The following is a 15,366-nucleotide window of genomic DNA, read 5'->3' on the forward strand; positions in this document are numbered from 1 at the left end:
GAGAAGCTGCAGTCGGGACTCGGCTCAGGCAAGGGCGCGGCTGGCAGACACCCGTGTTCCTCTGCAGTGCTGCCGTGGTCGCGTGCTTCGTGTTCGCGGTCGAGGGGCTGGGTGCCCCGCGGCTGCCCGTCCTCGCGATCGCCGCTGTCGCCGTCATCACGTTGTGGCTCGTCGTGAGCACCCGGCGGGTCGTCCCCCGCGGAGGCAACCGACTGATGGCCGTCGCCTGGATCGCAACCGGCGTCCTCTACGTCCTCGCCGTCGCTCCGCTCGATGCCGCGGTGCTCCGAGGACTCGACGGGTCGACGTCGCTGATGGCTTGGGGAGCAACCTCGCTCATCGTCGCAGTTCCACTCATCGCGGCGGCAGCGCAGGCTCGGCCGCGGCGCCGATGACCAGCGGCGCCCACCCTCGGCACGAACTCGACGACCGGATCCACTCGCCGGTGCGGTTCTCCCTGCTCGCCCTGCTCAGGACGGTGGACGAAGCGGAGTTCGGTGTCGTCCGGGACGCACTCGAGGTCAGCGACTCAACGCTGTCCCAAGCAGCGGCGATTCTGAGAGAGGCGGGTTTCCTCCGCATCCGCAGACTTCGCGTGGGGAGGAGCACGAGGAGCTGGCTCGCCCTCACCGACGCAGGAAGAGATGCGTTCGAGCGGCACTTCGCCGTCATCCGGGCGATCGCCGAGCCCGCCCGGTGACCGCCGCACCGTGGAGCGAGCGGACGCCGAGCAGTCCAGCGTGGTGACGACGATCGGGAGCGTCGGCCGATGACGACGACATCGCACCGGGATTCCGCTAGCGTTTCGCGAGTGGGGACGACGGCGGAGTGGTCGCGACTGCCGGTGGGGCGGCACGAGTACCGGCAGGACACGGTGCTCGCAGTTGTGCTGGCCGGTGGGCTCGCGGTCACGACGTTCCTGTACGGGTCGGCCGGTACGTACGGTGACGACCAGGCCGCCTGGTGGGTCTCCGCGCTGATGATCGTCGCGAACGCGGCCCCGATCGCGTTCCGCCGACGGTTCCCGATGTCGGTGGCCCTGGTGTCGGCGGTGGCGTTCGCCGCGACGCAGCTGCTCCAGGTGCCCGAGGTCTTCCTCGTCAACTTCACGCTCTTCATCGCGCTGTACACGGTGGGTGCCTGGTGCTCCGACCGGGTGCGGGCCGAAGCCGTGCGCTGGGTCGTCATCGGCGGCATGTTCGCGTGGCTGTTCGTCGCGATCTCGTTCGGGTGGGCGTCGCCGAACGCACTGCCGAATGACACGGACTCCCCAGTGGCGCCCTACGTGGCGATCTCGCTGCTGAACATCGTCATCAACGTGATCTACTTCGGCGCTGCCTGGTACGCCGGCAACCGCGCCTGGGTCTCCGCAGTCGCACGGCACCAGCTCGCCGAACGCACCGCCGAACTCGCCGCCGAGCGGGAGCGGTCCGCGGCACAGGCCGTCACGATCGAACGGGTACGGATCGCCCGCGAGCTGCACGACGTGGTCGCCCACCACGTCTCGCTGATGGGCGTGCAGGCGGGTGCTGCACGGCGCGTGATCGACCGCGACCCCGCGCAGGCCACCGCCTCGCTCGGGGTGGTCGAGGAGAGCGCCCGCACCGCGGTGGAGGAACTCCGGCGGATGCTCGGCACCCTGCGCTCCGACGACGACGCGGACGGCCTCGGGACACCGCACGGCGACGGCCCGAGCACCGAGGGCATCACGCGGATCGCCGAACTGGCCGAGTCCGCCCGGGTGGCGGGCCACCCCGCCGAATACGTCGTCGTGGGTGACGAGCGACCGGTGCCGCCGACGGTGGCCGCGGTGGCGTACCGGATCGTGCAGGAAGCGGTGACGAACATCCTCAAGCACGCCGGCCCGACCGCCCGCGCCGACGTCCGGCTGCGGTACCTGGACGACGGCGTCGAGGTGGAGGTCACGGACGACGGGCTCGGTGCCCGTGCTGCCCGGAGCACCTCCGGCAGCGGGCTCGGACACGTCGGGATGCGGGAACGCGTCGCCGCCGTGGACGGACGGATCGAGATCGGGCCACGAGCCCGGGGAGGCTACCTGGTGCGGGCATGGCTGCCGACGACCTGACCATCGTGCTGGCCGACGACCAGGAACTCGTCCGCGCCGGGTTCCGCGTGATCCTGGAGTCCGAGCCCGGGTTCCGGGTCGTGGGCGAAGCCGCGGACGGCGCCGGGGCGGTCGAGGCCGTGCAGCAGCTCCGTCCGGACGTGGTCTGCCTCGACGTGCAGATGCCGGGCGTCGACGGGCTCGAGGCCGCGCGACGGATCGCGGCGCTGCCGGACCCGCCGGCGGTGCTCATCCTCACCACGTTCGACAGCGACGACGCGCTGTTCCAGGCGCTCGAGGCGGGAGCGAGCGGGTTCCTGTTGAAGAACGCCTCCCCCGAGCGGCTGATCGACGCGGTCCGGACCGTCGCCGCCGGGGACGCTCTGCTCGCGCCGGACGTCACGCGGCGGGTGATCAGCCGGGCGACGGCGTCGGCTGCGGTGCAGCCCTCGGCGACCAGCACCGCGACGAGTGCGACGGGCGACGACGCACTCGCCGCCGCCGGGCTGACCGAGCGGGAGACCGAGGTGCTGCGGCTCCTCGCCCGGGGCCTGAGCAACGCGGAGATCGCCGCCGAGCTCTACGTCGGGGACGCCACCGTGAAGACCCACGTGTCGAACGTGCTCCAGAAACTCGCACTGCGCGACCGCATCCAGGCCGTCGTCTGGGCGTTCGAGCACGGCGTCGCCGGCTGACCGAGCCGAGCCGAACCCGCACGAACCGAACAAGCCCGCACGGTGCCGAGTTCGCAGACATGGCCGCACCGTGCGCCTTCGTTCAACCCGTGCAGCGTTGACCGCACCGTGCGCCGCCACAACGACGCACCGAGCAACCGAACCCGCACGAGCCGAACAAGCCCGCACCGTGCCCACCACCGCACCCCACGCCCGCACCGTGCGCCTTCGTTCAACCCGTGCAGCGTTGACGGCACCGTGCGCCGCCAGAACGACGCACCGAGCAACCAAACCCGCACGAGCCGAACAAGCCCGTACCGTGCCGACCCGCACCAAGTGCGCACCGTGCCGACCCGGCGCACGCACCCCGCGCATCCACCCGCGCCCTCCTCCCCCACGCGGTGGAGCCGACCACCCAACCAAGTCCCGCCTGGCGGCGGAGGCGGGGCGTGCCTCCCGGCCAATAGCGTCGGACGCAGCGACGACCAGCGTCGCGACGAAGGGGAACGACATGCTCACCATCGAAGGGGTGACCAAGCACTTCGGCGATCGCCGGGTGCTCGACGACGTGGGGTTCACGGTCGGCAGCGGCCGCCTCACCGGGTTCGTCGGCGGCAACGGTGCCGGCAAGACCACCACCATGCGCATCATGCTCGGCGTCCTGCAGGCCGACGCGGGCACGGTCTCGATCGACGGCACCGCGGTCCGCCCCGCCGACCGCCGCCGCTTCGGCTACATGCCCGAGGAACGCGGCCTGTACCCGAAGATGCCGGTGGCCGAGCAGATCACCTACCTGGCCCGGCTGCACGGCGTCGACAAGCGCGCCGCGACGACCCGCACCGGCGAGCTGCTCGAACGCCTCGAACTCACCACGCACGCCGGCGACCCCGTCGAGAAGCTCTCGCTCGGCAACCAGCAGCGCGTGCAGATCGCAGCGGCGCTGGCACACGACCCCGAGGTGCTCGTGCTCGACGAGCCGTTCTCGGGCCTCGACCCGATGGCCGTCGACACGGTGCTCGGCGTCCTGCGCGAGACCGCGGCCCGGGGCGTCCCGGTGCTGTTCTCGAGCCACCAGCTCGACGTGGTCGAGCGGCTGTGCGACGACGTCGTCGTCATCGCCGGTGGCACGATCCGCGCCGCCGGTCCGCAGGAGGAACTCCGCAAGCAGGCCGGGCCCGCCGCGTGGGAGCTGCTGATCGACGGGGACGTCGCCTGGCTCCGCGACGAGCCGGGTGTGGCCGTGCGGGAGTTCGACGGCGGGTACGCGGTCTTCGAGGCCGACGCCGCCACCGCCCAGCGCGTCCTGCAGCGTGCCGTCCAGCACGGCACCGTCGGGTCGTTCTCGCCGCGGGTGCCGCGGCTCAGCGAGGTCTTCCGGGAGGTCGTCCGATGAACAACTCCTTCGTGCAGGCCGTGCGGCTCGTCTCCGCACGTGAGATCCAGGCACGCATCCGCAGCAAGGCCTTCGTGGTCTCGGCGCTCATCCTGATCGGCATGGTCGTCGCGTCGATCGTCGTCGGCGGGATCGTGAGCAAGGCCACCGCCGACGACACCACCCCGGTCGCGGTCGTCGACGGCGTCTCGCTGCCGACCACCAGTGGGCTGGACGTCACGGAGTCGGCGTCGGTCGACGACGCCGAACGGCTCGTGACCAAGGGCGACGTCGACGCGGCGATCGTGCCGTCGGACGACCCGCTCGGCTACAAGGTCGTCGGACTCGACGAAGCCCCGTCCGAGGTCGTCTCGGCGTTGAGCGTCACCCCGCGCATCGAGCTGCTCGACCCGGACGCGTTGCCGGGTGGCCTGGTGTACCTCATCGCCATCGCGTTCGGCGTCGTCTACTTCGCGTCAGCGGTGACGTTCGGCCAGTCGATCGCGCAGAGCGTCGTCGAGGAGAAGTCGACACGGGTGGTCGAGATCCTGATGTCCGCGATCCCGGCAAGGGCGCTGCTCGCCGGCAAGGTCCTCGGCAACAGCATCATGGCCTTCGCCCAGATCGTCGCGGTGGCCGTCGCCGCCATCGTCACGTTGGCGGTGACCGGCCAGGACAACATGTTCGCGATGCTCGGCCCGAGCATCCTGTGGTTCATCGGCTTCTTCGCGATCGGGTTCGTGCTCCTCGCGTCGCTGTTCGCCGCGGCGGCCGTGCTGGTGTCACGCCAGGAGGACGTCGGCAGCGTCACCACCCCGGTGATGATGCTCGTGATGATCCCGTACTTCCTGATCATCGTCGCGTACGACAACCCGACGATCCTCGGCATCATGTCGTACGTGCCGTTCAGCGCCCCGATCGGCATGCCCATGCGGATCTTCCTGGGGACGGCCGAGTGGTGGGAGCCGATCCTGTCGCTCGTCATCGTCGCCGCTTCGGTCGTCGCGGTCGTGGTCATCGGTGCCCGCGTCTACGAGAACGCCCTGCTCCGCACCGGCAGTCGCGTGAAGCTGTCGGAGGCGCTGCGCGGCTGACGCCGGCAGGTACGGCAGGTACGGCCAGGAGGCCCGCCCAGCGTGAGCAGATCAGCTCACGTCGGGCGGGCCTTCCGTCGTCAGTCCGTGCGCACCGAGAAGACGTCGCCCGGCTGGCAGCCGAGCACCTCGCACAGGCGGGTGAGGGTGGAGAACCGGATCGCGCGAGCCCGGTTGTTCTTGAGCACCGAGAGGTTGACGACGGTCACGCCGACGCGGTCGGCGAGCTCGGTCAGGGTCATCCCCCGCTCGGCCAGCAGGTCGTCGAGGTGGCAGACGACCGCGTGGCCGTCCTCCTGTTCCGGGGGCATCAGACCAGCCCGGCCTGGTCCCGCACCATCCGCTGCGAGGCAGTGAGCGCGAACCGGAAGCAGACGACGACGAGCAGGCCGAGGTACACGGGCAGGAACTGGTGGTCGACCACCGGCGTGGGCAGGTACCCGTCCCATCCGAGCCCGGACACGACCCAGTTCCACCCCATCCGGCGGACGAACGACGGCAGGAACCCGGCGGCCAGCACCGCGCCGGCGAGCCAGTCGAGGATCCGGGTGGTCGAGCGGTCGAAGAGCCCGCCGCGTGAGATCTTCCAGGCCACCGCCGCGACCAGGGCGATGAGGGCGCTGACGAGCAGGACCTCCAGCGCGTCGCCGACGCGGATGTACCCGATCGCACCACCCGGCACGTCGGCGATCGGCGCCCGGAGCACGAGCTGGTCGGACGTCACCGTCGCACCGCCCGGAGGCTGCGGGACGGCACTGGTCTCGCGGATCCGGACCGGCACCGCCACCGTGCCCGAGGCGATCGAGTGGACGAGCAGGTCGACGTACCGCCACACGACGATCGCGATGCCGATCGCACACGAGACGACGTAGGCCAGGTAGGAGTTCCGCCCGCGGGGCGGTTCGTAGACGGGCGTGGTCATGGCTGCTTCCCCTGTCGATCATCGATACCATCGAATTTCGATGTAACGATAAACGATAGGTGCCGTCCCGGCAACCCCTACAGGAGCCCGAAGGCCGCCTGCGTGCCCAGGCTCGTCCCCGCCACCAGGACCCACAGCGCGATGCCGAGCAGCATCGGCCGGAACCCGGCACGGCGGAGCGCGGCGAAGTCCGTCGAGCAGCCGATCGCGGCGAGCGCCGCCGTGATGAGGAACGAGGCGGCCGTCGCGAACCCCGGCGCCACGGACGCGGGCAGGACCCCGACCGTCCGGAGCAGCACCACCACGAGGAACCCGATCAGGAACCACGGCACCAACCGGAACACACGGAACCCGCGACCCGGCCCCGAGGCGGGGGTGAGCTGCTCGCGGGAGGCGCGGCGGGCCTCCAGTCCGGCCAGCCCGATGACGATCGGGATGATCATCAGGGTGCGCACCAGCTTCACGACGACCGCGGTGTCGGTCGCCTGGCGGCCGTAGACGGTCGCCGTGGCGACGACGGACGACGTGTCGTTCACGGCGGTGCCCGCGAAGACGCCGAAGGCGTGCTGGCTGAGGCCCAGGGCGTGCCCGAGCAGCGGGAAGGCGAAGACGGCCGCGATGTTGCAGAGGAAGATCGTCGACATCGCGTAAGCGACGTCCGCACTGACCGCACCGATGACGGGTGTCACGGCGGCGATCGCCGAGGCGCCGCAGATGCCGGTCCCGACGCCGATCAGGGTGCGGAGTGCACCCGAGACCCGGAGCAGCCGACCGATCCCCCACGCGGCCACCAGGCAGACGACGAGCGTCGCGAGCATCACCGGCAGGGTCTCACCGCCGATGCGCAGGACCTCGCCGATGGACAGCTGCGCGCCGAGCAGGACCACGGCGAACTGCAGGACCCGGCTGGACGAGAACTTCACGCCGGGAGCCAGCGCGGCGAGTGTGCCACCGGTGCGACGCCGGACGAGCCACCCGACGACGGCACCGATCAGGACGGCGGGGACGGGACCGCCGACCACCGGGACGACCCGGCCGACGAGGGTGGCGACGATGCCGATCGCCACGGCGAGGGCGACACCGGGTGCGGCGGCACGGACGGACTGCATGGGAACAGCATGTCGCGCTCGCGGACGATCGGTGGCCGCGACGGGCAGGATGGCACGGTGGAGTACTCGGGGGAACGGTGGGTGCAGCGGCTGCGCGACGGGGAGATGCCGAAGCGGTGGCCGTTCTTGCTCGGCTTGGCGATCGTGACCGTGGCCGGTGGCACCGGGGTCGTGTTCTCGATCACGCACCTCGACGCCCTCCTGCACTCGGAGGCACGCCGTCCGTTCGCCGTGCCGCTGTTCTCCGTGATCCTGCTCGTGCTCGGCCCCGTCGCAGCCGTCCTCTCGCGGATGCGCGGCCGGAGTGACCGACGGATCCTCGCGAGCATCCGTCGGCACGGTACGACGCCGCGCTTCCACCTGCCGGTCGTGCGGAGGGGCGAGTACACCCTCGACGACTTCCCCGAGCCGAGACCCGAGATGTGGACGGTCGACGCCGCTGGGCTGCACGCGTGGTCGCCGGAGCGGGAGACTCCGGTGTTCGACCTGGCGTGGAGTGCAGTCCACTCGCTCGAACTCGCCTCGGCAGAGGTCCGCGGGCAGCGGGTGGACACCGGCATCTGGATCATCACCGAGGACGTCGGGCGCTTCACCGTGCAGCCGCGGCCAGCGATCGGACGGCCCTTCGGTGCCAGCGCGACGAAGATCCACATCGTGATGCAGGTGCTCCGGTCGCTGCGCCGGGAACTCGGGTCCCAGCCGGACGCCGGGCGTCCTGGTCGGACACGGACCGAGCGATGACCCCGGCGGACGAGCCGTGGGTGCAGCGGCTGCGCGACGGGGAGATGCCGAAGCGGGGGCCGGTGCTGCTCGCGGCGGTCGTCACCACGGCGGTGGGGGTCGCCGCGCTCGTCGCCGAGTTCGCGTTCCCGGACTTCCTGCGGGGCATCGACAGTGCCCGGACGCAGGGGTCGTTCGTGCTGTGGCCGATCGTGGTCGCGGGGTTCGGGGTGCTGCTGGCCGTGTCGACGCTGTCCGCCGGGCGAGGCGACCGCCGGACGCTCGCGCGAATCGGAGCGGGGCGGGCACCCCGGTTCCACCTGCCCGTGCTGACGTCCGGCCTGCGCACCTCCGACGACTTCCCGAAGCCCCGCCCCGAGGTCTGGACCGTCGACGAGTTCGGTCTGCACGCGTGGGCACCGTCACGGGACGCGCCGGTGTTCGACCTGCCGTGGGCGCGCATCCGACGGTTCTCCGTCGCGACGAGGGAGTCCCGCGGCCAGCATGCCGACTACGGTGTCTGGATCACCACGACCGACGGTGACGACGTGGTCGTGCAGCCGCGGTCTGCCCTCGGACGTGGGTTCGAAGCCAGACCGGACAAGCTCGACACCCTCGTACGGGTCCTCCGCACGCTGCAGCGGGAGCTCGGCGTGGCTTCCGCTCCGGCCGACCGTCACTGAGCGGGCGGGGTGTCCCCCGTCATCTCGACGCGGCCGGTCTCGTCGTTCCAGGTGAAGGTGGCCGTGGTGCGGCCGGAGGGCGCTGCGTTCGGCTCGCCGGCCTTGGCGAACCGGTAGGTCACCGTGACGGCCGAGTTGCTCTGTCGTTCGACGGTCGGCTCGAAGGCGTACTGCTGGGCAGTGGCCGTGCCGAGGTACCGGCCCTCGTGGAACAGCAGGATCGCGTACGGGGATCCTGCCGTGCCGAACTCGGGCGCGACCACGGACCAGGACAGTGGCGCGCAGGCGTCGTAGCCGGAGTAGTCGGCGTTCGCGGCGTCCCATTTCGCATCCTCGAGGCCGGCGGGCAGCGGCAGGGCCGCGATGCCCTCGGCCGCAGCCGCGGCACCGCTCGACGGGCCACACGTCGGGGTGGGGGTGGGCGTCGGTGTCGGTGTCGGCGTCGGCGTCGGCAAGCTCGCGGGGGCGGAGGGCGAGGCAGTGACGGTCTCGGTCACGGTCGGAGTCGCCGCACCGCCGTCCGCTCCGTCCGCGCTGGAACACCCCGTCAGCAGCGCGGCCAGGGTCGCAGTGGTCAGGATCAGGGCGGCTCTCGTCAGGCGCATGCCTCCACGCTGCCTGCCCGGCCGGGCGGTCGCCCGCATCGTTACCGGGCCGTGTCCCTCGCGACGCTCCGAAAGTACGCCTGTTCAAGCGCCGCGAGCCCGGCTCCCGCCCGCGTCCTGCGACACTGCTCCCATGCGGGGGAAGCAGCAGGACACGATCGAGGTCGCCGATGAACGGATCGACGGCCCACACGGACCGGTCCCCGTCCGGCGGTACCGACCGTTGAACCAGAGCGCCAGCGTGGGACCCCCGACCCTGGTCTGGGTGCACGGCGGCGGGTTCTTCCGGGGCGACCTCGACCTACCGGAGTCCGACGCCGTCGCACGGGAGCTCGCCGAGCGCGGGCTGCCGGTCGTGACCGTCGACTATCGCCTCGGACCGCTGCCCGGACTGCCGTGGCTCGGCCGGGGTGGACCACGTGGGCGACGACGGGCACCCCACGCGCGGGACGAGATCGTCGCCGTCCTCCACCACCTGCACCACGAGGCACCGTCCGGGCTGCTGCTCGGCGGGGCGAGCGCCGGTGCGTGCTTGGCGGCATCCGCGGTCGCGACCGCCCCGCCGCTGGTCAGCCTCGTGCTGACCTACGGGTTCTTCCACGCCCGGCTCCCCCGTGACCGGGCGCTGCAGCGACTCGTCCGAGGGCACCGGCGGCTCACGCACGCGCCGCTGCTGCTCGACCGGAGCAACCGGGCCTACGCGGGCGGCCGCCCCACTGCTGTCTACCCGGAGTCCGACGACCTCGGCGGGTTCCCCCGCACCCTGCTGATCGACGCCGAGCGGGACGTGATGCGCGCCTCGAGCGAGCGCTTCGCGGACGAGCTCGAGGCCGCGGGCATCGAGGTCGAACGACACGTCCTGCCGGGCAGCCGTCACGCGTTCCTCAACCGCCCCGGCACGCGGGACTTCGACGACACGATCGAACGCATCATGGACTGGGCCGACCGGACCCCCATCCGCTGAACGCTCATCCATCTGCGAACGGCGGACATCCGGGGACGGCACGCCCGCGGCGGACGTACTCTGGAAACGGAAGCAACGGCGGTTCCGAATCCCCTTCGCCACGCTTCCTGCCGTGGCGTCTCACCACCGTGACGAAGAGTTCCATCGTGACCGAACACCTCATCGAGTACGTCGCCCGCGACCGCACGGGCATCACCGCCGTCGTGACACCGACCGGTGTCATCGACGTGGACACCGTGATCCAGCACATCCGCGCCGGCCACGCGGGCTACTACGTGGCTGCCGACTCGTGGAAGCGCACGCCGGTCCGGAGCATGTCCTTCATCGGCGGGACCTACCTGTTCGCCAACTGGGACGGGTCGAAGCGGAACATGCTGCACGACCTGGCGTTCCGTTCGCCGACCCGCTCGATCGAGACGCCCCACGAGCCGGAGTCGCGGTTCTCGCGGTTCCTCGACGCGCTGTTCGGCAGGCGCTCACCGCAGCTCTCACCCCCGGCAACCCGCCCGTGACACCATGGCAGGGCCACGATAGGAGCCAGCAGAAGGGGGAGGACATGCTCGCACGAGAGGTGGCGGACAAGCGGTTCCGGCCGACGAAGTTCCGCGAGGGGTACGACCAGAGCGAGGTCGACGCGTTCCTCGACCGGATCCAGACCACCCTGGCCGGGTACGAGCAGCGACGCCCGGTCGACCCGCTCACACCGGAGCAGGTCGCAGGGGTCCGGTTCCAGCCGACGAAGTTCCGCGAGGGGTACGACCAGGGGCAGGTCGACGACTTCCTCGACGAGGTCGTCGTCGCACTGCGACAGCACGGCACCCGCTGAAGCGGCCACGTGCGGTGCAGGTGACCGCCTGGAGGCGCGGCGTGCGTCGCGGACGCGGGTCGCGCCTCCAGGCGGTCGCGTCGGTCAGCGGACCGACTTGATGGGCAGGATCACGAGGGCGCCGAGGATGACGGCGACGCCGGCACCCCAGAGCATGAGCGTGTAGTTCTGGCCGCCACCGATGCCGAGCAGGAACAGACCGACGGCGGGGGCGAGTGACTGCGGCAGGGCGTTCGCGATGTTGATGACGCCGAGGTCCTTGCCGGGGCGCTCCGGGTCGGGCAGCACGTCGACGACCAGGGCGGTGTCGATGGCGGCGTAGATGCCGAAGGCGAAACCGAGGACGATCTCGGCGAAGTAGAACCCGCCGACACTGTCGACGTGGGCCAGGATCACCAGGCCGACGGCGGTCATGGCCGTCGAACCCCAGACGAAGACCTTGCGACGCTGGATCCGGTCGGACACCCAGCCGGAGACGGCCGCACTGACGAGCAGGGCGATCGTGTACAGGAGCACGCCGAACGCGACGACCCCGACCGCCTCGGCCTGCGGGAGCCCGATGCGGTCCTGCATGTAGAGGAGTCGGTACGTCGTGAACATGAACGTGCCGAAGGTGATGAGGAACCGACCCCACCAGGCGAGCCCGAAGTCCCGGTGCTTGATCGGGTTCGTCCAGAACGAGCTGACCAGGTTGATCCAGCTGAAGGGCTTGACCGGCGTCGTCGGCAGGTCGTCGCGGGCGACGAACGAGTACACGAGGACCGCGATGATCGCCAGGACGCCCGGTGCGATGAACAGGACCGGCAGGTTCCCGACCAGGTACACGGCCAGGTAGAGCCCGGCCAGGATCGCGATGTTCTGCGCCAGGGCGATGACGCTCGACGCCTTGCCGCGCTGGAACTCCGGCACGTTGTCGGCGAAGCTCGCCGTCAGCGTGGACAGGACGGCGTTGGCGGAGACCTGCGCCAGCACCCAGGCCAGGGTGAGCTGCAGCACGTCGGGCGAGAACGCGAGCCAGGCGAGGGAACCGACGAAGACGACGACACCGCCGACCATCCAGGGGCGGCGACGGCCCCACCGTGTGCGGGTGCGGTCGGAGAGCGCGCCGAACAGGGGGTTGGCGAACAGGGCGCCGAGCGCTCCGAACGGCAGGACCGAGCCGACGACGGTCTCGGGGCTCGTCGGGTTCAGCTCCGTCGCCTTGATCGACATGCTCACGAAGACGGGCGTGAGCAGGGCGACGAACAGGCCGAACTGGGCGAAGCTGAGGCCCCAGAGGTACCCGCGCCCCACCCGGACGGTGCTGACGGACTGCGTGATGCCCTCGACCGAGAACGCCCGGGACGCAGCGGCGTCCGTCGCGGTGGCTCCGGCGGCTGCGGTGACCGCTGGGGACGCGGTCCCGGCGATGCCCCGCGTGGGTTCTTCCTTCGACGTCGGTGTCGACATGACTCCTCCTTGAGTCACAGGGGGCTTCGGCGCCCACTGAATCCCTAGTGCTGCTAGGTGATCGGGACTGTAGCACCGGAAACCTCGTGCCGGAAGGTTTTGCGCTGTTTGTTTCGCCGGGGCGGACGAGTGCGTGCGGATGCGTGCGAATGCGTGCAGACGCAGAACGACACCGCCGCTGTCGGAGGACAACGACGGTGTCGTTCTGCATCGACCCGCAGGCCGGAAAGGAGCCGCTAGTGCTCGCCGTCCTCTTCCGGGTTGAAGTGCGAGTCGTCGCCCGTGTGCCCCGCGGCCAGGCCGTCGGGGTTGTTCGGGATGGTGTTGTCGTCGCCGAGGCCGCCCGGCTTCTCGGTGCCCTCGGAGTCGTTCTTCGAGGCGTCGTGCGTGTTGTCACTGTCGGTCATGAGCTGCTCCAGTGCAGAGATCGATCCGGCAGCACTGCCGCCGGTGGTACTGAGGACTCGGACAGTACGTGGCGCACCTCGGAAACCGCCGTCCGGCCGGGGGAAGCGGATGACAGGGACCGGGGTGATCGGTAGATTGTTCAACAACCCGCTACGACAGGGAGCACCCGTGACGACGATCGACCTGAACAGCGACCTGGGCGAGGGCTTCGGCGCCTGGGCCATGGGCGATGACGCCGCGATGCTCGACGTCGTCTCGAGCGCCAACGTCGCCTGCGGGTTCCACGCCGGCGACCCGACGATCATGCTCGCCACCGCCCGCGCCGCCGCCGAGCGTGGTGTGGCGATCGGCGCGCACGTGGCCTACCGCGACCTGATCGGCTTCGGCCGCCGACCCGTGCACGTCACCCCCGACGAGCTGTACGCCGACGTCGTCCACCAGCTCGGCGCGATGGCCGCCACCGCGCACGTCGCCGGCACGGCCGTCACCTACGTCAAGCCGCACGGCGCCCTGTACAACACCGCCTGCGCCGACCCGGTGCAGGCCGAGGCCGTCGTCCGTGCCGTGGCCGACGTCGACCCGTCGCTCGCCGTGCTCGCGCTGCCCGGGTCGGAGCTGCTGCTGGCGGCCGAGCGGCACGGGCTCCGCGCGGTGAGCGAGTCCTTCGCCGACCGCGCCTACGAACCCGACGGCTCGCTGGTGTCGCGGAAGCAGCCGGGGTCGGTGCTGCACGACCCGGACGAGGTCGCGGCCCGGGTGCTCCGCATGGTCACCGACGGTGTCGCGACCGCTGTCGACGGGTCCGAGATCGCCGTGCGTGCCGTCTCGGTCTGCGTGCACGGTGACTCCCCCGACGCGGTCGCGATGGCCCGGGCCATCCGAGCGCTGCTGACCGAGCACGGCGTGACGATCGCGCCCTTCGCACCGTGACTGGTCCGGAGGTCCGCTCCGCGGGCGGCACCGCACTCCTGGCCACGTTCGGGTCCCTCGCCGACGTCGTCGCCTTCCGCGCCGGACTCGCACAGGCCACCCTGCCGGGGCTGACCGAGGTCGTCTCCGGCGCCCGGACACTGCTGCTCCGGTTCGACCCGACCGCGACGGACGCCGGGCGGCTCCGCACGGAACTCACGCAGGTCGTCCCGGTCAGTGCCACGCTCGATGCGCAGGACACCGAGCCGCTCGTCATCCCCGTCACCTACGACGGTGAGGACCTCGACACCGTCACCGAACTGACCGGCATGCGGCGCGACGAGCTCGTGGCGTGGCACACCGGGCAGCTCTGGACGAGCGCGTTCTGCGGCTTCGCCCCCGGCTTCAGCTACCTCACCGGCAGCGATCGGCCGCTCGACCTGCCCCGGCGCAGCACCGCCCGGACGGCCGTCCCGAGCGGGGCCGTCGCGGTGGCCGGCGAGTTCAGCGCCGTCTACCCGAGGACCTCCCCCGGCGGCTGGCAGCTCATCGGCCGCACCGAGGTGCCGATGTGGTCCCTCGAGCGCACGCCTCCGGCACTCGCGCCCGCCGGCACGCTCGTCCGTTTCGTCGTGGCGGGTGCGGCATGACCGCGCTGACCGTCGTGCAGGTCGGCTACGGTGCGACCACGCAGGACCTCGGGCGCCCGGGCTTCAGCGACATGGGCCTCGGCGCGGCCGGAGCCGCCGACCGTGGCTCCGCGGCACTCGCCAACAGACTGGTCGGCAACCGTCCCGACGCGGCCGTCCTGGAGGCCCTGCTCGGCTCCGTCACGCTCCGCGCCGACGCGTACGTGGTCGCGGCCACCACCGGCGCGGCCTGCCCCGTCGAGGTCGAGCGGGCGGACGGATCGGTCCGCGGTGCCGCCTCGCACGAGGTGCTGCTGCTGGCCCCGGGCGACACGCTCCGGATCGGCACTGCGACCGTGGGCCTCCGCACCTACGTCGCGGTCCTCGGGGGCTTCGCGGTCGACCCGGTGCTCGGCAGCCGCTCGTGGGACTCCCTCGCGCGCCTCGGACCGCCGCCACTGTCGGCCGGTGACGTCCTGCCCGTCGGTGACGCGCGGGTGTCGTGGCCGATCGTCGACGCGGTGCCGCAGCCCGAGCCGCGGTGGCCGGACGAGCCGGTCGTGCTCGACGTGGTGCCCGGACCGCGCGACGACTGGTTCACCCCGGAGTGGCGCACGACCCTGACCGGCCAGGACTTCTCCGTCAGTGCGGACAGCGACCGTGTGGGGGTCCGCACCACGGCCGAGACGCCGCTCGCCCGCTCCGTGGCACGCGAACTGCCGAGCGAGGGCGTCGAGACCGGGTCACTGCAGGTGCCGCCCGAGGGCTTCCCCGTGCTGTTCCTCGCCGACCACCCGGTGACCGGCGGCTACCCGGTCGTCGCCGTCCTGACACCGTCGTCGATCGACCTCGCTGCGCAGCTCCGTCCGGGCGATCCGCTCCGGTTCCGCATCGTCGGCTGACCGACCCGGAACAAGCGCAGGGGGCCAGGGGTTGG

At 71.5% G+C, this 15,366-nt stretch carries 19 protein-coding genes and 2 pseudogenes; 15 read left to right on the forward strand and 6 right to left on the reverse strand.

Annotated features, from left to right (window positions below):
• Positions 1-74: 74 nt before the first annotated feature.
• The 6 genes from DEJ19_RS14915 (at position 75) to DEJ19_RS14940 (ending at position 5,205) form a co-directional block, all read left to right on the forward strand.
• A complete protein-coding gene (locus DEJ19_RS14915; RefSeq protein WP_111232890.1) occupies positions 75-395 on the forward strand; it encodes a hypothetical protein in 321 nt (106 codons plus the stop codon).
• The gene (locus DEJ19_RS14920) at positions 392-700 is read left to right on the forward strand and encodes a transcriptional regulator (protein WP_111232889.1); all 309 of its coding nucleotides are present in this window, start codon (positions 392-394) and stop codon (positions 698-700) included. Before DEJ19_RS14915 ends, DEJ19_RS14920 begins: the two co-directional genes overlap by 4 nt.
• A 111-nt stretch (positions 701-811) precedes the next feature.
• Complete coding sequence (locus tag DEJ19_RS14925) at positions 812-2,086, forward strand: sensor histidine kinase (protein ID WP_181441493.1); 1,275 nt, start codon at positions 812-814, stop codon at positions 2,084-2,086.
• Entirely contained in the window at positions 2,068-2,760 is a 693-nt protein-coding gene (locus DEJ19_RS14930; protein WP_111232887.1) for a response regulator, read from the forward strand. The genes DEJ19_RS14925 and DEJ19_RS14930 overlap by 19 nt, the downstream gene beginning before the upstream one ends.
• A 490-nt stretch (positions 2,761-3,250) precedes the next feature.
• The gene (locus DEJ19_RS14935; RefSeq protein WP_111232886.1) at positions 3,251-4,132 is read left to right on the forward strand and encodes an ABC transporter ATP-binding protein; all 882 of its coding nucleotides are present in this window, start codon (positions 3,251-3,253) and stop codon (positions 4,130-4,132) included.
• Positions 4,129-5,205 (forward strand): ABC transporter permease, encoded by a 1,077-nt coding sequence (locus tag DEJ19_RS14940; protein ID WP_111224220.1) that lies wholly within the window; start codon positions 4,129-4,131, stop codon positions 5,203-5,205. The genes DEJ19_RS14935 and DEJ19_RS14940 overlap by 4 nt, the downstream gene beginning before the upstream one ends.
• 80 nt (positions 5,206-5,285) lie before the next feature.
• On the opposite strand, the gene DEJ19_RS14945 is transcribed toward DEJ19_RS14940, so the two are convergent.
• The 3 genes from DEJ19_RS14945 to DEJ19_RS14955 form a co-directional block, all read right to left on the reverse strand.
• The gene (locus tag DEJ19_RS14945; RefSeq protein ID WP_071245067.1) at positions 5,286-5,516 is read right to left on the reverse strand and encodes a helix-turn-helix domain-containing protein; all 231 of its coding nucleotides are present in this window, start codon (positions 5,514-5,516) and stop codon (positions 5,286-5,288) included.
• Entirely contained in the window at positions 5,516-6,127 is a 612-nt protein-coding gene (locus DEJ19_RS14950; protein ID WP_111032735.1) for a hypothetical protein, read from the reverse strand. Before DEJ19_RS14950 ends, DEJ19_RS14945 begins: the two co-directional genes overlap by 1 nt.
• 77 nt (positions 6,128-6,204) lie before the next feature.
• Positions 6,205-7,236 (reverse strand): YeiH family protein, encoded by a 1,032-nt coding sequence (locus DEJ19_RS14955; RefSeq protein WP_111232885.1) that lies wholly within the window; start codon positions 7,234-7,236, stop codon positions 6,205-6,207.
• A 9-nt stretch (positions 7,237-7,245) separates the two neighbouring features.
• On the opposite strand from DEJ19_RS14955, the gene DEJ19_RS14960 reads away from it, so the two are divergent.
• Together DEJ19_RS14960 and DEJ19_RS14965 are read left to right on the forward strand one after the other, a co-directional pair.
• Positions 7,246-7,977: a hypothetical protein gene (locus DEJ19_RS14960; RefSeq protein WP_071405932.1), complete on the forward strand. Its 732-nt coding sequence runs from the start codon at positions 7,246-7,248 to the stop codon at positions 7,975-7,977.
• Positions 7,974-8,639 (forward strand): hypothetical protein, encoded by a 666-nt coding sequence (locus tag DEJ19_RS14965; protein WP_111232884.1) that lies wholly within the window; start codon positions 7,974-7,976, stop codon positions 8,637-8,639. Before DEJ19_RS14960 ends, DEJ19_RS14965 begins: the two co-directional genes overlap by 4 nt.
• Here DEJ19_RS14965 and DEJ19_RS14970 read toward each other — a convergent pair.
• Positions 8,633-9,244 carry an LppP/LprE family lipoprotein gene (locus DEJ19_RS14970; protein ID WP_181441492.1) on the reverse strand — a complete coding sequence of 204 codons (612 nt, stop codon included), beginning with the start codon at positions 9,242-9,244 and terminating at the stop codon, positions 8,633-8,635. The genes DEJ19_RS14965 and DEJ19_RS14970 overlap by 7 nt on opposite strands.
• 133 nt (positions 9,245-9,377) lie before the next feature.
• Here DEJ19_RS14970 and DEJ19_RS14975 point away from each other — a divergent pair, with 133 nt between their 5' ends.
• From DEJ19_RS14975 to DEJ19_RS14990, 4 genes and pseudogenes are all read left to right on the forward strand, one after another.
• Positions 9,378-10,208, forward strand: coding sequence for an alpha/beta hydrolase (locus DEJ19_RS14975; protein ID WP_181441491.1), 831 nt, complete (start codon positions 9,378-9,380; stop codon positions 10,206-10,208).
• A 146-nt stretch (positions 10,209-10,354) separates the two neighbouring features.
• The gene (locus tag DEJ19_RS14980; RefSeq protein ID WP_146250634.1) at positions 10,355-10,720 is read left to right on the forward strand and encodes a hypothetical protein; all 366 of its coding nucleotides are present in this window, start codon (positions 10,355-10,357) and stop codon (positions 10,718-10,720) included.
• 44 nt (positions 10,721-10,764) lie between these two features.
• A pseudogene (locus tag DEJ19_RS14985) lies at positions 10,765-10,857 on the forward strand (DivIVA domain-containing protein); the annotation flags it as partial.
• A 12-nt stretch (positions 10,858-10,869) separates the two neighbouring features.
• Positions 10,870-11,019: pseudogene (locus DEJ19_RS14990) on the forward strand (DivIVA domain-containing protein); the annotation flags it as partial.
• Positions 11,020-11,118: 99 nt separating this feature from the next.
• Here the strand turns inward: DEJ19_RS14990 and DEJ19_RS14995 are convergent.
• Together DEJ19_RS14995 and DEJ19_RS15000 are read right to left on the reverse strand one after the other, a co-directional pair.
• Entirely contained in the window at positions 11,119-12,483 is a 1,365-nt protein-coding gene (locus DEJ19_RS14995) for an MFS transporter (protein ID WP_111232879.1), read from the reverse strand.
• A gap of 236 nt (positions 12,484-12,719) precedes the next feature.
• On the reverse strand, positions 12,720-12,890 hold the full coding sequence (locus DEJ19_RS15000) for a hypothetical protein (RefSeq protein WP_181441490.1): 171 nt from the start codon (positions 12,888-12,890) through the stop codon (positions 12,720-12,722).
• A gap of 169 nt (positions 12,891-13,059) precedes the next feature.
• Here DEJ19_RS15000 and DEJ19_RS15005 point away from each other — a divergent pair, with 169 nt between their 5' ends.
• The 3 genes from DEJ19_RS15005 to DEJ19_RS15015 are packed head-to-tail and all read left to right on the forward strand — an operon-like array spanning position 13,060 to position 15,331.
• Entirely contained in the window at positions 13,060-13,821 is a 762-nt protein-coding gene (locus tag DEJ19_RS15005) for a LamB/YcsF family protein (RefSeq protein ID WP_111232878.1), read from the forward strand.
• Complete coding sequence (locus DEJ19_RS15010) at positions 13,818-14,450, forward strand: 5-oxoprolinase subunit B family protein (RefSeq protein ID WP_111232877.1); 633 nt, start codon at positions 13,818-13,820, stop codon at positions 14,448-14,450. Before DEJ19_RS15005 ends, DEJ19_RS15010 begins: the two co-directional genes overlap by 4 nt.
• Complete coding sequence (locus DEJ19_RS15015; RefSeq protein WP_111232876.1) at positions 14,447-15,331, forward strand: 5-oxoprolinase subunit C family protein; 885 nt, start codon at positions 14,447-14,449, stop codon at positions 15,329-15,331. The genes DEJ19_RS15010 and DEJ19_RS15015 overlap by 4 nt, the downstream gene beginning before the upstream one ends.
• Positions 15,332-15,366: the final 35 nt, after the last annotated feature.

It is taken from the genome of Curtobacterium sp. MCSS17_016 (assembly GCF_003234255.2).
Classification (GTDB): domain Bacteria; phylum Actinomycetota; class Actinomycetes; order Actinomycetales; family Microbacteriaceae; genus Curtobacterium; species Curtobacterium flaccumfaciens.

Bases quoted from the DNA above. Each gene is read 5' to 3' on its own strand.
- DEJ19_RS15000 (WP_181441490.1), bottom strand. From the start codon at position 12,890: ATGACCGACAGTGACAACACGCACGACGCCTCGAAGAACGACTCCGAG.
- DEJ19_RS14960 (WP_071405932.1), top strand. From the start codon at position 7,246: ATGTCGCGCTCGCGGACGATCGGTGGCCGCGACGGGCAGGATGGCACG.
- DEJ19_RS14920 (WP_111232889.1), top strand. From the start codon at position 392: ATGACCAGCGGCGCCCACCCTCGGCACGAACTCGACGACCGGATCCAC.
- DEJ19_RS14970 (WP_181441492.1), bottom strand. From the start codon at position 9,244: ATGCGCCTGACGAGAGCCGCCCTGATCCTGACCACTGCGACCCTGGCC.
- DEJ19_RS14945 (WP_071245067.1), bottom strand. From the start codon at position 5,516: ATGCCCCCGGAACAGGAGGACGGCCACGCGGTCGTCTGCCACCTCGAC.
- DEJ19_RS15015 (WP_111232876.1), top strand. From the start codon at position 14,447: ATGACCGCGCTGACCGTCGTGCAGGTCGGCTACGGTGCGACCACGCAG.
- DEJ19_RS14935 (WP_111232886.1), top strand. From the start codon at position 3,251: ATGCTCACCATCGAAGGGGTGACCAAGCACTTCGGCGATCGCCGGGTG.
- DEJ19_RS14965 (WP_111232884.1), top strand. From the start codon at position 7,974: ATGACCCCGGCGGACGAGCCGTGGGTGCAGCGGCTGCGCGACGGGGAG.
- DEJ19_RS14995 (WP_111232879.1), bottom strand. From the start codon at position 12,483: ATGTCGACACCGACGTCGAAGGAAGAACCCACGCGGGGCATCGCCGGG.
- DEJ19_RS14950 (WP_111032735.1), bottom strand. From the start codon at position 6,127: ATGACCACGCCCGTCTACGAACCGCCCCGCGGGCGGAACTCCTACCTG.
- DEJ19_RS14940 (WP_111224220.1), top strand. From the start codon at position 4,129: ATGAACAACTCCTTCGTGCAGGCCGTGCGGCTCGTCTCCGCACGTGAG.
- DEJ19_RS14975 (WP_181441491.1), top strand. From the start codon at position 9,378: ATGCGGGGGAAGCAGCAGGACACGATCGAGGTCGCCGATGAACGGATC.
- DEJ19_RS14955 (WP_111232885.1), bottom strand. From the start codon at position 7,236: ATGCAGTCCGTCCGTGCCGCCGCACCCGGTGTCGCCCTCGCCGTGGCG.
- DEJ19_RS14930 (WP_111232887.1), top strand. From the start codon at position 2,068: ATGGCTGCCGACGACCTGACCATCGTGCTGGCCGACGACCAGGAACTC.